17 protein-coding genes are annotated in these 15,005 nt (G+C 65.6%); 11 read left to right on the forward strand and 6 right to left on the reverse strand.

Features of this window, described 5'->3' with window-relative positions:
- Positions 1-32 precede the first annotated feature (32 nt).
- From G6N66_RS25435 to G6N66_RS25455, 5 genes are all read left to right on the forward strand, one after another.
- Positions 33-998 (forward strand): TIGR03621 family F420-dependent LLM class oxidoreductase, encoded by a 966-nt coding sequence (locus tag G6N66_RS25435; RefSeq protein ID WP_085235772.1) that lies wholly within the window; start codon positions 33-35, stop codon positions 996-998.
- A gap of 64 nt (positions 999-1,062) precedes the next feature.
- The gene (locus G6N66_RS25440; protein ID WP_085235771.1) at positions 1,063-1,959 is read left to right on the forward strand and encodes an enoyl-CoA hydratase/isomerase family protein; all 897 of its coding nucleotides are present in this window, start codon (positions 1,063-1,065) and stop codon (positions 1,957-1,959) included.
- On the forward strand, positions 1,956-3,260 hold the full coding sequence (locus tag G6N66_RS25445; RefSeq protein ID WP_085235770.1) for an aromatic ring-hydroxylating oxygenase subunit alpha: 1,305 nt from the start codon (positions 1,956-1,958) through the stop codon (positions 3,258-3,260). Before G6N66_RS25440 ends, G6N66_RS25445 begins: the two co-directional genes overlap by 4 nt.
- A complete protein-coding gene (locus tag G6N66_RS25450; protein ID WP_085235769.1) occupies positions 3,257-3,589 on the forward strand; it encodes a hypothetical protein in 333 nt (110 codons plus the stop codon). The genes G6N66_RS25445 and G6N66_RS25450 overlap by 4 nt, the downstream gene beginning before the upstream one ends.
- 12 nt (positions 3,590-3,601) lie before the next feature.
- Complete coding sequence (locus tag G6N66_RS25455) at positions 3,602-4,219, forward strand: TetR/AcrR family transcriptional regulator (protein WP_085235768.1); 618 nt, start codon at positions 3,602-3,604, stop codon at positions 4,217-4,219.
- A 13-nt stretch (positions 4,220-4,232) separates the two neighbouring features.
- Here G6N66_RS25455 and G6N66_RS25460 read toward each other — a convergent pair whose 3' ends face one another.
- From G6N66_RS25460 to G6N66_RS25470, 3 genes are all read right to left on the reverse strand, one after another.
- Positions 4,233-5,435, reverse strand: coding sequence for a cytochrome P450 (locus G6N66_RS25460; protein ID WP_085235767.1), 1,203 nt, complete (start codon positions 5,433-5,435; stop codon positions 4,233-4,235).
- A 10-nt stretch (positions 5,436-5,445) separates the two neighbouring features.
- Positions 5,446-6,279, reverse strand: coding sequence for a mycofactocin-coupled SDR family oxidoreductase (locus tag G6N66_RS25465; RefSeq protein WP_085235766.1), 834 nt, complete (start codon positions 6,277-6,279; stop codon positions 5,446-5,448).
- An 80-nt stretch (positions 6,280-6,359) separates the two neighbouring features.
- Positions 6,360-6,935: a TetR/AcrR family transcriptional regulator gene (locus tag G6N66_RS25470; protein WP_232079416.1), complete on the reverse strand. Its 576-nt coding sequence runs from the start codon at positions 6,933-6,935 to the stop codon at positions 6,360-6,362.
- 96 nt (positions 6,936-7,031) lie between these two features.
- On the opposite strand from G6N66_RS25470, the gene G6N66_RS25475 reads away from it, so the two are divergent.
- From G6N66_RS25475 to G6N66_RS25490, 4 genes are all read left to right on the forward strand, one after another.
- Positions 7,032-7,541, forward strand: a complete 510-nt coding sequence (locus tag G6N66_RS25475) for a PaaI family thioesterase (protein ID WP_085235764.1) — start codon at positions 7,032-7,034, stop codon at positions 7,539-7,541.
- An 8-nt stretch (positions 7,542-7,549) separates the two neighbouring features.
- The gene (locus G6N66_RS25480; RefSeq protein WP_085235763.1) at positions 7,550-8,326 is read left to right on the forward strand and encodes an SDR family NAD(P)-dependent oxidoreductase; all 777 of its coding nucleotides are present in this window, start codon (positions 7,550-7,552) and stop codon (positions 8,324-8,326) included.
- 81 nt (positions 8,327-8,407) lie between these two features.
- Positions 8,408-9,721, forward strand: a complete 1,314-nt coding sequence (locus G6N66_RS25485; RefSeq protein ID WP_085235802.1) for a diaminopimelate decarboxylase family protein — start codon at positions 8,408-8,410, stop codon at positions 9,719-9,721.
- A 13-nt stretch (positions 9,722-9,734) separates the two neighbouring features.
- Positions 9,735-10,541: a rhomboid-like protein gene (locus tag G6N66_RS25490; RefSeq protein WP_085235762.1), complete on the forward strand. Its 807-nt coding sequence runs from the start codon at positions 9,735-9,737 to the stop codon at positions 10,539-10,541.
- Here G6N66_RS25490 and G6N66_RS25495 read toward each other — a convergent pair.
- Genes G6N66_RS25495 through G6N66_RS25505 form a run of 3 tightly spaced genes read right to left on the reverse strand, consistent with a single transcriptional unit; the run spans position 10,522 to position 13,678 of the window.
- Positions 10,522-11,334: a DUF3060 domain-containing protein gene (locus G6N66_RS25495; protein WP_085235761.1), complete on the reverse strand. Its 813-nt coding sequence runs from the start codon at positions 11,332-11,334 to the stop codon at positions 10,522-10,524. The genes G6N66_RS25490 and G6N66_RS25495 overlap by 20 nt on opposite strands.
- A 33-nt stretch (positions 11,335-11,367) precedes the next feature.
- Positions 11,368-12,645, reverse strand: coding sequence for an esterase/beta-lactamase LipL (lipL, locus tag G6N66_RS25500; protein ID WP_085235760.1), 1,278 nt, complete (start codon positions 12,643-12,645; stop codon positions 11,368-11,370).
- A gap of 40 nt (positions 12,646-12,685) precedes the next feature.
- On the reverse strand, positions 12,686-13,678 hold the full coding sequence (locus G6N66_RS25505) for an ABC transporter ATP-binding protein (protein ID WP_085235759.1): 993 nt from the start codon (positions 13,676-13,678) through the stop codon (positions 12,686-12,688).
- A 559-nt stretch (positions 13,679-14,237) separates the two neighbouring features.
- Between G6N66_RS25505 and G6N66_RS25510 the strand changes: the two genes are divergently transcribed.
- Entirely contained in the window at positions 14,238-14,492 is a 255-nt protein-coding gene (locus G6N66_RS25510) for an antitoxin (protein ID WP_085235758.1), read from the forward strand.
- Entirely contained in the window at positions 14,489-14,926 is a 438-nt protein-coding gene (locus G6N66_RS25515; protein WP_085235757.1) for a type II toxin-antitoxin system VapC family toxin, read from the forward strand. Before G6N66_RS25510 ends, G6N66_RS25515 begins: the two co-directional genes overlap by 4 nt.
- The last annotated feature ends 79 nt before the right edge of the window (positions 14,927-15,005 follow it).

The raw sequence follows: 15,005 nt of genomic DNA on the forward strand, positions 1-15,005 counted from the left end.
CCTATCACCCCGCATCGATTACGGTCAACCCTATGGACAGGCCCCCCTTCCGATTCGGCGTGCAGGCGACCAACGCCGCCGGGCAACGCGCGTGGCGCGACACCGTTCGCAAAGTCGAAGATCTCGGGTATTCAACGCTTTTCCTCGCGGATCACTATCTGGGCCCGGGGCCCGCGCAAAAGGCCGCTCGCACTCCGCGCCAAGACCTGGCGCCGATCGCGGCGATGGCCGCGGCGGCCGCCTACACCGAAACGTTGCGCATCGGGTGCCGGGTGTTTTGCGTCGACTATCACGTGCCGGCGGTGCTGGCCAAGGAGGCGGCGACGCTCGATGTGCTCTCGGACGGCCGACTGGAAATGGGGATCGGCGCCGGCTGGAGCGAGGGCGAATACACCGCGATGGGCCTCGAATTTGACCGCCCCGGACGACGAATCGCCAAGCTGGCCGAGGTCGTTTCGCTGATCAAGGCCCACTGGGAGGCCGAGGAGCTGGATTACTCGGGCGAGTTCGTCCAGGTGCGCGGCTACGCGGGACGGCCGCGGCCGGTGCAGAAGCCGCACCCGCCGATCATGATCGGCGGCGGTGGTCAACGTGTGCTTTCGTTCGCGGGCCGGGAGGCCGACATCGTCAGCATTTCCACCGTGCCGTTCGTGGCCCGGGACGCCGAGGGCCTTGATCCGCAGGCGGCCGCGCTGCGGCGGACCCAGTTTGTCCGCGCCGCGGCCGGGGAGCGCTACCCCGGCCTCGACGTCGAGACCTCGCCGTACTTCACCGAAATCACCGACGACGCCGAGGATTACCTGGCCACCGTGGCGAAGTCGACCGGCATCGCCGTCGACCTGCTGCGCGACCATCCCAACGTTCTGGTCGGCTCGTTGGAAAGGGTTGTCGACGAACTGCATTCACGCCGCGAAACGCTGGGGGTGAACTACGTGACGGTGCAGCAGGCCCAGATCGAATCCTTCGCCCCCGTGGTGGCCCGGCTGCACGGGCGTTGAGCCTTGACCGGCGGGGGCGGAGGTGCGACGATTTGGGCGTTCGCCCAAAAATAAGGCTGGTGTGATGGCAAAGCGAACTAGATACAGCGAATACTGCGATCGTTATGCGAACTATCGGTTCGAGCTCACCGACGACGGCATCCTGTTCATGCAGTGCCACACCAACGGCGACAGCCTGGTGTGGAGCTGGAAGGCGCACGACGAGATGTCGGACGCGTTCGCCGACATCGCCGGGGACCGCGAGATCAAGGTGCTCATTCACACCGGTACCGGCGAGAATTACAACGCCAACTGGGGTCGCCTACCCAACGGCGAACCGCCCGAAAACCCCATCTACCAGGCCATGCCCGACGACCGCGGAACGCACAAGCTAGACGAGAAAGCCTGGTACGCAAGGCATCTCATCTTCAATGTGCTCGACGTCGACGTGCCGATGATCAGTGCAGTCAACGGTCCGTGCAACATGCACTCCGAGGTACCGATCATGGGCGACATCGTGCTGGCCTCCGAGGACGCCTACTTCCAGGACGCCTCGCACTTCCCGCGCGGACAGGTACCCGGCGATGGCCAGCACGTGATCTGGAGTGTGCTCGCCGGTCACAACCGCGCACGCTACTTCCTGCTCACGGGTCAGAAACTCAGCGCGCAGGAGGCCAAGGAGTGGGGCGTGGTCAACGAGGTGCTGCCCAAGCACAAATTGCTGGACCGCGCCTGGGAGCATGCCCGCGAACTGATCAAGCGACCCCCGTTGACACTGCGGTACACCCGACAACTGTTCACCAATCCGCTCAAGCGGGCCTTCATCGACGAGCTCGGCCACGGGCTGGGCCGCGAAACCTACGCCCAGCGCGTGTTCTTCCCGTTCGGCGGCGAGATGGCGCCGCTGGATCGGCCCTGGGACGAGGAGCCCTGGAGTTCCCCGCCCAACGGCGACCAACGCAGTGAAGGAGTTCGGTCATGACGAGCATCCAGCAGCGGCTGTCGACCGGCCGGGGCAAGTTCACCACCGACTATCCCGAACTCGGCACCGCTCCCGTCAACTACGAAGACTCGATTTCCGAGGAGTTCTTCGCCGCCGAACGCAAGGCGGTATTCGAACGAAATTGGTTGTGTGTCGGACGCATCGAGCGGTTGCCGCGCAAGGGATCGTACTTCACCCGCGAGCTGCCAGGACGCCTCGCGTCGATCGTGGTCACCCGCGACCTGAACGACACCGTGCACGCATTCCACAACGTGTGCGCTCACCGCGGCAACAAGGTCGTCTGGCAGGAACATCCCGGCAGGGAAAGCTCGGGAAGCTGTCGCGCATTCGCTTGCAAGTACCACGGCTGGCGATATGGGCTGGACGGCAAAGTCAATCACATCACCAACGAAGGCGAGTTTTTCGACCTCGACAAGAGCAGCCTGCGGATGCCCCCGGTGCACTGCGAGGTCTGGGCGGGCTTCATCTTCGTCAACCTGGCTGAAGATCCGGTGCCGCTGCGCAGTTTCCTCGGCGACGGGCTGCTGCCCATCGAGGACTATCCGTTCCATCTAATGACCCAGCACTACGGCTTCTCCACCCGGATCAACGGGAACTGGAAGCTGGCGGTCGACTCGGTGTGCGAGTGGTATCACCCGCCGTATGTGCACGGCCGCTTCATCGACCCGGACGTCGCCAAGGCCGAAAAGATGGTGCCGCCCGTCGACGCCTACCACTACGAGCTGTTCCGGCCGCACATGCTCACCTCGGTTCCCGGGCCGCCGCCGCTGCCCGCACGCGAACCTGGCACCGCCGGACCCGCCCGCCAGGACCAACGCTGGGTGTACAAGCTGTTCCGCGCGGGCCTGTTCGGGCCCGACGACATCCCCGACCTGGGCTTTGGCGGAGCGCCGCCGGACTTCCTGAACCGCGGCAACATCGCGTCGTGGGGCAACGACCAATTCTGGCTGTTCCCCAACCTGTCTGTTCAGATCTGGGCGCGCGGCTACTACATCACCTACACCTACTGGCCCGAGACGGTCGACTCGCACATCTACGAGATCGACATGTACTTCGTGCCGCCGTCGAACGCGGCCGGCCGGCTGGCCCAGGAGTTGGTGGTGGACAGCACGATTGAGTTCGCCATGCAGGATGTGAACACCATCGAGGCCACGCATTCCGCGCTGAAAACGCGGGCGCAGAACACGTTCCACCTCAGCGACCAGGAGCTGCTTATCCGGCAGTTCCACACCGTGATCCGCGATACGGTCGCCGCCTACCAGGCTGGGGAGGCGTCATGACCAACGTGCTGCCGGCGGAGTTCGCCGAGCTGGAACCGTTCGTCGCCGACTGGGCCTTGGCGACGCGGGCGCAACGCTACGAGGCCCGGCTCTCGAAGCCCTACGAGGACCTCGTCGCGTTCTACGACGCCGTCGCGCCGCGGGCCGAAGAGGCGATCGCCTACCTAAACGGGCTCGATATCGACGCCTTGCCCGACGACGCTACCCGGCTGCTGCACCTGCTGTATTCGATGATCCTGGTCTCCTACGCGGTCAACGTGTTCAAGCAGAACCGGATCCCGGATTCGGGCGCGGCCTTCTTCGAGATGGTCGCTGAGCCGGCGGTGTGATAAGACGGCACGATGACCGCATCCGCAGGCCCTAAGCCACGGGACTCCTCCACGCGCGACATGCTGATCGACGCGACGGTGCAGATCATGCTCGAGGAGGGCTACGCCGCGGCGACGTCACGGCGGGTCGCGGCCAAGGCCGGCGTCAAGCCGGCTTTGGTGCACTACTACTTCCCCACCATGGACGAGTTGTATCTGGCCGTCTTCCGCCGCGGCGCCACGGTCTATCTGGGAAGGCAGCAGGAAGCCTTGTCCTCCGACCGCCCACTGCACGCCTTCTGGGAAACACTGACCGAACCCAAGGACACCCGATTGCTCTTGGAGTTCATGGGACTTGCCAACCACCGCAAGGAGATTCGGGCCGAGATCGCCGCCTGGTCCGATCGGTGGCGCGAGCAGCAGATCACCGCGCTGAACTTCATCGTGCGCGAACACGGGCTCGACACAGGCGAATTCCCGCCGGCGGGCCTCGCCGTGGTGATCGCTTCCATCGGCCGTACCCTGATTCTCGAGCAGGGGCTCGGCTCCACCCGAGGTCACGACGAGGCCGTCGCACTGGTCAGCCGGTTCCTCGACAAGTTCGAGATGCCGACGCCGAAAGCGCGCCGCGGGCGCGGAGCGCCGGGCTGAATCATCGCGGCCGTCAGGGCAAAACGACGCGCAACTTCTCCCAGCCGCGCACCGTGGAGGTCGGCGCGAGTTTCGCTGTGTCGTAGTCGATCCCCCACTCGGGCCAGCGGTTGAGCATTTCGTCGAGCGCGACGCGGCCCTCCAGTCGGGCCAGGTTGGCGCCCAGGCAGTAGTGCACGCCCTTGCCGAAGGTTATGTGCGAGATGTTGTTGCGGCGGATGTTGAAGGTGTCCGGGTCTTCATACCGGCGGGGGTCGCGATTGGCCGAACCGAACAGCAACAACATGGCGCTGCCGGCGGGGACGGTCGTGCCGTAGCACTCGAAATCCTGTGCCATCCAACGGGCTACGTGCGGCCCGGTGGGTTCGAATCGCAGCGTTTCGTCGACGGTGCGGTTTAGCAACGACCGGTCCTGGCAGATTTCGTGGCGCTGATCGGGATGCTCGGCGAGCACTTTGGCCAGCCAGCCGATCAGCCGGCCCGTGGTCTCGTTGCCCGCGCCGGCCACCACCTGGGTGTAGTGCAGCACCTCTTTGCGGGTGAGCTTGCGGTGCACCCCGTTCTCGTCATCGAACTCGACATTGAGCAGCGTCGTCATCAGGTCGTCGGACGGGTTCTTCGACCGCCATTCGACATAGTCGGCGTAGATCCGGCCGTCGGCGATGGAGTCGGCGTTGGCGACCTTCAGCGGCGCGCCGGGCTTGGTGCGCAGGTTCGCGTCATTGGCGTCGCGAACCGAGATCTGTTCGGACTCAGGGATTCCCAGCAGCATGCCGATCACCCGCATCGGCATCATCGAGGCGAGCTCGGCGATGATGTCGAATCCGTCCGATCCCACATGGGGATCGAGGCACCGAACGCAATACGCACGGATCTGGTCTTCGATCTCGGCCATTCGACGCGGGGTGAACACTCGCGACATCAGCCCGCGCAGCATGGTGTGCTCGGGCGGGTCCTGGAACATCATCACGCCGCCGGGCATGTCGAATTTTGATTGGACCAACTCGAGGATGTCGCTGCGGCGATTGGAGAAGGTCTGCCAGTTCGCCAACCCTTGTTCGACGTCGGAATGCCTTGACAGCGCCCAGAAGTCGTACTTGTCGTTGTAATAGATCGGTGCCTCTTCGCGCAGCCGGGCGTAGGTCGGATACGGGTCGGCGATGATGCCGGTGTCGTACGGGTCGTAGTAGACGTCGGTGTCGTTTGCGAGGGTCATCGATGCCTCCTTACTTCAGGCAGCTGCCGGCATCCACGGGAAGCGCGACACCGGTGATGTAACGCGCTTCATCAGAGGCCAGGAACAGCACAGCGTTGGTGATGTCCTCGGGTGTCACCCACGGGATCGGCAGGACGTGAAAGCTCTGGCACACCGGAGCCAGATCGTCGGGGCCGGGATTCTGCAGCTCGGGCCGAAAACCCCGGTAGGTCCCGTCGTTCATCAATAGCGGCGTGTTGACATGGGTCGGGAGCACGGCGTTGACCCTGATCATGTGTTGGCCCAATTCGACTGCGAATGACCGCATTAGGCCGATCACACCATGCTTGGCCGCGACGTAGTGGCCCATGTGGGAGTAGGCCTTGGCGCCCGCGACCGATGACGTCAGCACGATCGCGCCGCCGCGATTACCGGCGAGGAGATGAGGCACGCCCGCCTTCACCGACTTCCACACCCCGCTCAGATTGACGTCGATCATCTCCTGCCACACCGCCTCGTCGGCCTTGTGCAGTCTTCCCGCCGTGGTGCCGATGCCGGCGTTCGCCACGATCACATCGAGCCGGCCCAGCTGTTCGACGCCGTCGTCGACGACGGCTCGCAGCGCTTCGAATTCGCGCACGTCGACCTCGGCGGCGATGACCCGGCCGCCGGCATCTTTGACCATCCCCGCGGTCACGTCGAGATCTTCGGGCGTGGCTCCGTCGACGGGTGAGGCATCGAATCCCCGGCAGATGTCCACGGCGATGATGTCGGCCCCCTCGCGCGCCAGCCGGACCGCGTGACTTCTGCCCTGCCCGCGTGCCGCTCCGGTCACGAATGCGACCTTGCCGTCCATCCGGCCCATGGCAACCTCCACCTAGCGTGATTTGGGCGATCGCCCAAATTGTTGCGCACGCCATGTCTAGCAGGATCGTGATCAGCCCGTCAAGAGGGATGCGCCCCCGCGAGCGCGGCATCGATCAGGGTCGCCGCGGCCGCACGAGCATGCACGACGGGCGCGGTGTCGTTCAGCGATGTCGCCATCGCGCTGGCTCCCTCGAACAGCACCGCGAGCTGGTGGCCCAGCAGGTGCGGGTCCGCGGCCCCGGCCTCCTTCGCGATCGCGACCAGACGACGGACGAACTTCTCCTTGTGGGCGCGCACGATGGCATCGGCTCCCGCCAAGGACCCGGCCGATTCCACGGCGGCATTGTGAAACGGGCAACCGCGCACCACTTCGGCGCGCGGTATGTCGAAAATGGAGAGCAGCCGGTCCCGGGCGGGCGCGTCGAGATCGCCGAGGCGCTTCTCGACGACCGAGCCGCCGCGGGCATCGATGCCGCGCAGATAGTTATCCACCAGGTCGTTCTTGCTGGCGAAGTGTTGGTACAACGTGCGTTTGGACACGTTGGCTTCGCGCGCAACGAGTTCGACGCCGGTGGCGTGGATTCCGTTGCGGTAGAAGAGGCGAGCCGCGGCGCGCTCGATGCGCTCGCGCGCGGGCACAGTGACGTCACTCACAGCACGATCGTACACCGAACGGTTTACACGGTCCCAGATCGCCGCTAGGTTGAGTTTCATTAGGTAAACCGATCAGTTTTCAAGGAGGGCGGGGCGATGACGGCAACTCACCGTGCAGACGCCGGCACAACACAGTCCCGATTGGTCACCTGGCAGGACCCGACCCCGGCACTGCACGCGGCCCGATCGATGTCCGGTCTCGCCTACTGGCGCGCGGTCATCGACGGACACTTCCCGCCACCGCCGATCGCCGAGCTGCTGCGTATGCAACTGGTCGAGGCCGAGGACGGCCGCGTCACCTTCACCTGCACACCGGACGGCTCGATGTACAACCCGCTCGGCGTCGTGCACGGCGGTGCCATGTGCACGCTGCTGGACACCGCCACCGGCTGCGCGCTGCACACCACGCTGCCCGAGGGTGTCAGCTACACCAGCGTCGAAATCAAGGTCAGCTACCTCAAGGCGGTCACCCTCGAGAGCGGGACGCTGACCGCGGTGGGCACCGTCGTCAAGGCCGGGTCGCGCATCGGATTCGCCGAAGCCACCGTCACCGACGCCGCGGGAAGGCTCGTCGCCACCGCGACGAGCACGCTGCTGATCTTCTAAGTCCTGCAATGCCTTCCGTCTTGATCACCGGCGCCAACCGTGGCATCGGCCGCGCCATTGCCACCGAGTTCGCCCGCCGCGGGCACCACGTCATCGCCACCGCGCGTGATCCGCGCACACTGGCCGACTTGACGATTGGGGAAGAGGCCGGCCAGCGATTGCGCCTCGATGTCACCGACGACACCAGTGTCGCCGCGGCCGTCGCCGCGGCCGGCCAGATCGACGTCGTCATCGCCAACGCCGGGGCCATCATCTACGCCGCCGTGGAAGCAACGCCGTTGCCGGAGTTGCAGCGCCTGCTGAACCTGAACACCGTCGCCGCCGTCCGCCTCGCCCAGGCGGTGCTGCCGCAGATGCGCGCCCGCGGTGACGGGAAGCTGATGTTCATGTCCAGCGTGCTCGGGCGCGTCGTGCGACCCCCCAGCGCGGCCTACGCCGCCAGCAAGTGGGCCCTAGAAGCCCTCGTCGAAGCGCTGGCGATCGAGGTGGCGCCGTTCGGTGTGCAAGCCGCCCTGCTGGAACCCGGCGCGGTGAGCTCCGGCGCCCTCGACGACGTCACGACCTACACGTTGCCCGACGATCCTTATGCCGCGATCCTGCGCGGCGGCGGGCCGCGCAGCGGAATGATCACCCCCGAACAGGTCGCCGCGGAGGTGGCCGACGCCGCAGCGCAACCACACTTGCCGCTACGCGTTCCAATCGGTGACGCGGCGCGGGCGTTGTTGGCGGCCCGGCACGCCGCACCTGACGACGCCCCCTTCCTAGCGGCCTCGAAGCCGCCCTGAAGGTGTGAAGATTAGCGACCCGGGTGTGAAGAGTTCGTAAAGAATGTGGCCGATTTTCTGCAAGACCCGCACCTTGGAGACATGACGCTGTGTGCGCTGCATCCGCCGTCGCGGCATGGGCTCAATTCGCCTTTGGACCGCACGATCTGGCCGCTGAGCACCACCATCGACGAGCGGGGCCGACTATGTGTGGGCGGCGTCCCTGCCACCGACGTCGCGGCCGAGTTCGGCACCCCCACCCACGTGGTGGATGAAGAAGATTTCCGGTCCCGAATCCGCCAGTATCGCGCCGCGCTTCCCGATGTCGAGCTGGCCTACGCCGGCATGGCGCTGCTGAGCACCGCGGTGGCCGGATGGGCAGCCTCCGAGGGTGCCGGCGTGGCCGTCTGCACGGGTGGCGAGCTGGTCACCGCTCTGGCCGGCGGCATGTCGGCGTCGCGAATCATCTTGCACGGCAACGCTAAAACCGCCGGGGAACTGCACGACGCCGCCAGGGCCGGGGTGGGCCGCGTGGTGATCGACTCGCCCAGCGAGATCGCGCTTCTCGCCGCCCGGCTGCGTCGCCGCCAGCGCGTCCTGGTCCGGGTGATCCCCGACGTGGGCGCCGAGAGCGCCGAATTTGGTTTCGCCCTGGCCGGTGGCCAGGCCGTCGGCGCCGTCAAGCGCGTGTTGGATCAACCATGCCTGGATTTGGTCGGGCTGCACTGCCAACTCGGGTCGCAACTCGCCGAACCGGGGCTGTACGGCGAGGCGATCCGGCAGCTGATCGCCGCGATGGCTGAGGTGCGCGAGCGTCATCAGATCGTCCTCACCGAACTGAACCTCGGTGGCGGCCACCCCGGCGAGTCGAAGCCCGAACTTCGAAGGCTGGCTACGATCATCGACGGCGGGCTTCGAGCGGCCTGCGCCGAATACAGCTATCCCCGTCCGGGAGTCGTGATCGAGCCGGGCCGGGCGATCGCCGCCCGTGCCGGTGTGACCTTGTATCGGGTCATCGCCGTCAAGCGCCGGCCCGACGGCGGAAGCCTCGTTGCGGTCGACGGCACCATCGCGGATAGCGCCGCACCCGGTGGCGCGAAATACACCGTGGCACTTGCCAATCGGCACCGGCACAGTCGCACCGCGCCCATCGTCGTCGTGGGGCGGCACGGCGACGAGCTCGCCTGCGACGTCGAGTTGCCTGACGACATCCGTCCCGGTGATCTGCTGGCGATGGCTTGCACCGGCGCCTACCACCACTCGATGGGTCGGAGCTGCAATCTGGAAGGACGGCCACCGCTGGTCGCCGTCGCCGGCGGACAGTGCCAGGAATTGGTGCGCCGCGAAACCGTGGCGGACCTGCTGGGGCGCGATCGCGGCTGGCCCGGCCACACCGTCACCTCGGCGGCCTCCTGAGGTTGGGTCGCACATGACGATTGCCCGCGCACTGTCCGGCGCCGCTGCGGTGCGGGTCACGACGTTGTACGCCGTCGCGTTGGTCACGGTGTCGGTGACGCTGGCAGCGCTCGGCCCGGAAGCACGCGACGTCGCCGTGACCCGCATGAGCACCAACCTGCACAACCTGGCGCACGGTCACCTGGGCACGTTGGTTGGCAGCGCATTCGTCGAAGGCGGCCCCGTGTATGCGTGGTTGCCCGGGCTGGTGTGCCTACTGGCGCTGGGCGAACTGATATGGCGCAGTAGGGGTTTGCTCATCGCATTCACGCTCGGGCATATCGGCGCCACATTGCTCGTCGCGGTGGGGTTGACCGCCGCGGTCAAAATGGGTTGGGTACCGGTTTCGATCACCCGAGCCAGCGATGTGGGGATCAGCTACGGCGCGGTTTGTGTGATAGGCGCGCTGACCGCGTCGATACCGTCGCGCTGGCGGCCGATCTGGATCGGTTGGTGGCTTGGCGTTGCAGCGGTGGTGGCCTGGGCGGCGGACTTCGACTTCACCGCGGTCGGCCACGTTTTGGCCCTGTTGCTCGGCGTCGGCGTGTCGTTGCGCCTGCCCTCGATCGATCGTTGGCAACCCCTACACCTGGTGTTGCTCGTCAACGGTGTGGTGTTCGGCTACTTCATGGTGTCCGGGTCATCGGCAGTGGCACCGCTCGGCGGGCTGGCGGGGATGCTGCTCGCAACCCTTGCCGGCCGAAACCTGTGGCCACGCAACGATCTTGAATCACCGGGGTTGCCGGCGCCGTGCGACGCTCTTAGCCCTGCTTCAAGGTGATGTCATAGCCCGACTTGGTCACCTTGGGTGAGCCCGAGTGGTAGGTCACCGTGTCGCTATAGCCCGAGATGTCGACGGCGTCCACGCTGTCAAACTGCAGCTGGTTGTCGTAAGCCGAGACCTTGACGCTGCCGCAATGCCCGGTGAGGGTCAACCTGTTGCCGTAGTTGCCGACGGCGATCGCGTCGATGCTGTCGGCTTGCACCCGATTGCCGTAGCTGGACACCGTCAAGCTGTCGCAGTGACCGGCGACGGTCAGGGTGTTGTTGTAGGCGGACAGGGTCAATTTGCCGTCATTGCATTCGGTCTCGCCGATCGTGTTGCCGTTGCCGGATACCGCTATGGCGTCGGCCTTTTCGACATTCACGCGAGTATCGAAGCCGGACACTTGCACGCTCGCGCAGTGACCGGTGACATTAATCGCGCTGTTATTCGCGGATAGGGTCAGGTTGCCGTCGTTGCACGCGATCGTTTGGTTCTGTTGGTTCCCGCCGACGGTGAGCGCGCCACCTTGCGGGACGCTGATCGGCCCGCTAGTTCCCCCGCCGCTTGAGAAGTTGAACTGATTCACCACCGCGACGACTGCCACCACGATCGGCGCCAGAACCGATGCCGCCACCGCGATGAGGATTGGCCGGCGCATTGCTGACCTGCCCGGCTGCGGGGTGAACGCCGGGTCGTACTTCCAGGCAGGGGTGGCCGACGGGGTGACCGAAGGGGTGATCGGCGTCGGGTCGGAAAGCCCGCGCTCTAACTCGCGGATCCGCTTCTCGGGGTCGTCGTCGGCTTCCATTTGCCAAATGGTCCCATACGGACTCCGTGTGCTTTAGCGCTTTTTGGCGCTTTGGGTGCTGGGTTCTGCATAACCCGCCCCGAACTGCGGCACCGCGTGGCACCCACGCGTGTGGGCGGCCGTGATGGCGCGCCGCAGCGGCAAGATCAGCGGCACAAACAGGATCTGGTCTATCACGATCGGCGTGACGAGCCGATTGTGCACGAAGGCGAACGCGCTCTTAGTGGCCGGATCGGCCCAGCCGATAGTCCCGCCCAGGCCGGCATGGCCATATCCGCGCAACAGCCCGGGCACCGGCGATCCGTGGTAACCGAGGTGAAACGACATCGGGAGGACCATGTTGAGGTCGGGCCGCAAACTGATCTTGCCCAGCAGACCATCCGCCAATTCCGTTGAGAGAAACTGTGATCCGTCGATGCGGCCGCTATTGGCAAGTGCGCCATACATCTTCGCCAATCCTCGCGCGGTGACCACCGCATTGACCGACGGGATTTCGCCGTCGAGAAATGGGATGTCTCCTTGGATGAGCGAGGTGAGGCCCGGCACGTAGATTGCGCCCAGCCCGCCCGCCACCGGCAGCTCGGCGAGCCTGGGCGCGAGGCGGTCGATCAGCGGATTGGCCCGCGTGTTTTGCGGAAACATGATCTGTGCAGCCTTGGTAGGCGCGTCCTTGGGAGGCCGTCCGAGATACAGACCGTCGGTGTCGAGCGGCCGAGCGACCTCGGTACGGAATAACTCCCGCATTCCCTTGCCGGTAATCGCTCGGGCCAGGCCCGAGGCGAGCCACCCATAGGTGATGGCGTGGTAGGCCGCACGCCCCACCAGACGGTGTTCGACGGGTGCGGCCGCGATCCGTTCCTCCATCAAGCGGTGATCGAGGAGCTCTTCCTTTTTGACGCCCTTGAGGTGTGACAGTCCGGCCCGATGCCGCAACATGTTGCGCACGGTGATGGAGGCCTTGCCGTTAGCCCCGAACTCCGGCCAATACTGTGCGACCGGCGCGTCGTAGTCCAGCAGCCCACGGTCGACCAGCCGGTGCAGGACGGTGGAGGCCACCCCCTTGCTTGCGGAGAAGACCATCGCGCCGGTATCGGCCGCCCAACGCTGCTCACCGTGGCGATCCGACCATCCGGTCCAAACGTCCACGACCCGTTCACCGTCGACGTAAACCGCAAGGGCGCCGCCGCCGAAACGAGGACCGGGAAACAGGCTGGCGAAGGTCTGCAAGGCGCATGAGAAACGAGGGTCGGCGGCGCCGTGGACGTGCTCTGGCAAGCCGTTATCGCTATCCAGAACGGCTGCCTGTGTCACGGCCCAATCCCCTATTAGCGACGCGCGTACGAGAACCGGCTCAACGCCGTCGGTCGGCGCCCTCAAGATCCTCGCGGATGGCCTTTTGGGCATCCGCCGGCAGCGTGTGCAGCATTTCCCGCACCCTGGCCCGTCGGCGCCGCACGGCCTTGCGCTCCGGCATCCCGGGTGTGGCGACGACCTGGGGCGGCACACCTTCGATGTCCTCCACGCCACCGGCGTGCTGACCGGCGTCGACCATGGCCTGCTCTTCGGCCATCGTCGCCTCGTCCTTCTCCTCGGACATGCCGATCGGGCCGATGCGACGGCCGTTGAGGAACTGCCCCACCACCGGTTCGTCGCTGGTCAGCAGGACTTCGCGCGGGCCGAACATCACCAGGTGCCTGCGGAACAGCATGCCGATGTTGTCCGGCACGGTGCGGGCGACGTTGATGTTGTGCGTCACGATCAGGATCGTGCAGTCGATCTGCGCGTTGATGTCGATGAGCAGCTGGCACAGGTACGCCGTGCGAACCGGGTCCAGGCCGGAATCGGGCTCGTCGCACAGGATGATCTGCGGATCGAGTACCAGGGAGCGGGCCAGCCCGGCGCGCTTTTTCATTCCGCCGGAGATCTCACCGGGGAATTTCTTCTCGTCCCCGTGCAAGCCCACCAGCTCGAGCTTCTCCATGACGATGTCACGGATCTCGGATTCCTTCTTTTTGGTGTGTTCGCGCAACGGGAACGCGGTGTTGTCGAAGAGATTCATCGAGCCGAACAGCGCGCCGTCTTGGAACATGACGCCGAACAGCCTGCGGATCTCGTAGAGTTCCTTGGCCGAGCTCTCGATGATGTCGGTGCCGTCGACATAGATCGCGCCGCGCTCCGGGCGCAGCAGCCCGATCAGCGACTTCAAGAACACCGACTTGCCGGTTCCCGACGGGCCGATCAGCCCGCTCACCTCGCCAGCGGGAATATCCATCGTGACGTCTTCCCAGACTCGCGCGGCCCCGAAGGACTTGGTCACCCCCTGGACTGAAATTCCGATGCCCACCTGTAGTCCTCCCCAGCTCGCGCCCCAGCCGCCGCGTCGACGGCATTAGATAGGGATAACCGCTTGTGCGCTTCGAAAACCGGCTCTTCAACCTAGGCGTGCGTGGCGCCTTCGCTAACGAGACGAACCACGTCGCGTTCGCGTGGCCAGCCGTCAAGCAGACTCAACCGCGTACACGCGCCGATCAAAGGGAGGGGGAAAGTCAGCTCGATGGTCGCCGGCCAGAGCCAACACCGGGCGGCAGAAGGCGCACGGACCGGTGCCGATCGTGGGGTAGCCGCATGCGGGGCAGACTTCGACGGTCACTCTCTACCTCCTGGCGGATACCTACTGAACGTGTGTCGATTGCCTATCGCGATACCCTCGGGCCCGGCGCGCTAAACACCACGCCCGTCTTTCGGCCTCAAGGTGCCGGTGTGCGGGCGTCGAGCGCGCAACGCCCAGTAGGACAGGGCTCCTCTGAAATAGCCACTGTGCCAACCCGATTCCGCCGTGGGTCGACCGACCCCAACCCCGTATGACAGCATGGCACCACCATATTTGATGCTATGCTGTCAACATGCGCACCACGGTGACACTGGACGATGACACGCTCGTGGTTGTCCGGCGGCTGATGCGTGAACGCCGCATCTCGTTCAAACAGGCTCTCAATGACGCCATCCGGCAAGGCGCACGGCAGCGCCGGGCCAGTACGGTCTTCCAAACGCGCACAGCCGATTTGGGTGTTCCGTCGGTCAAGCTGGACCGGGCGCTGCAGCTCGCCGGCGAACTCGAAGACGAAGAATTAATCCGGCGACAGCGCCGCCGCGCATGAGAATCGTCGACGCCAATGTCCTGTTGTACGCCGTCAACACGGCCGCCGACCACCACGAGACCTCACGCCGCTGGCTCGACGGTGCGCTGTCCGGCGGTGACACCGTCGGACTGGCCTGGGTGCCGCTACTCGCATTCGTGAAGTTGACGACTCGGCATGGGCTTTTCCCTTCGCCCCTGACTGCCGACGCGGCAATGGCTCAAGTACTCGACTGGTGTAGCGCACCAGGCGCCGTCATCGTGACGCCGACCCCGCGTCACGGCGACGTGCTGTCCGCGTTGCTGGCACAGGTCGGCGCGGGAGGAAATCTCGTCAACGACGCCCACCTTGCCGCCTTGGCGATCGAGCACCGCGCCCGAATAGTGAGTTACGACAGTGACTTTGGACGATTCGACGGTCTGCGGTGGGAAACACCGGACTCACTGGTGGATTGACGCTGGATTAATGCGCCGGCCGACGCCGCGACTGGGCTGCACCCGTTGGGGTTCGCCCGGCATCTTCGGTTGCCGGCGG

Source organism: Mycobacterium conspicuum, assembly GCF_010730195.1.
GTDB lineage: Bacteria > Actinomycetota > Actinomycetes > Mycobacteriales > Mycobacteriaceae > Mycobacterium > Mycobacterium conspicuum.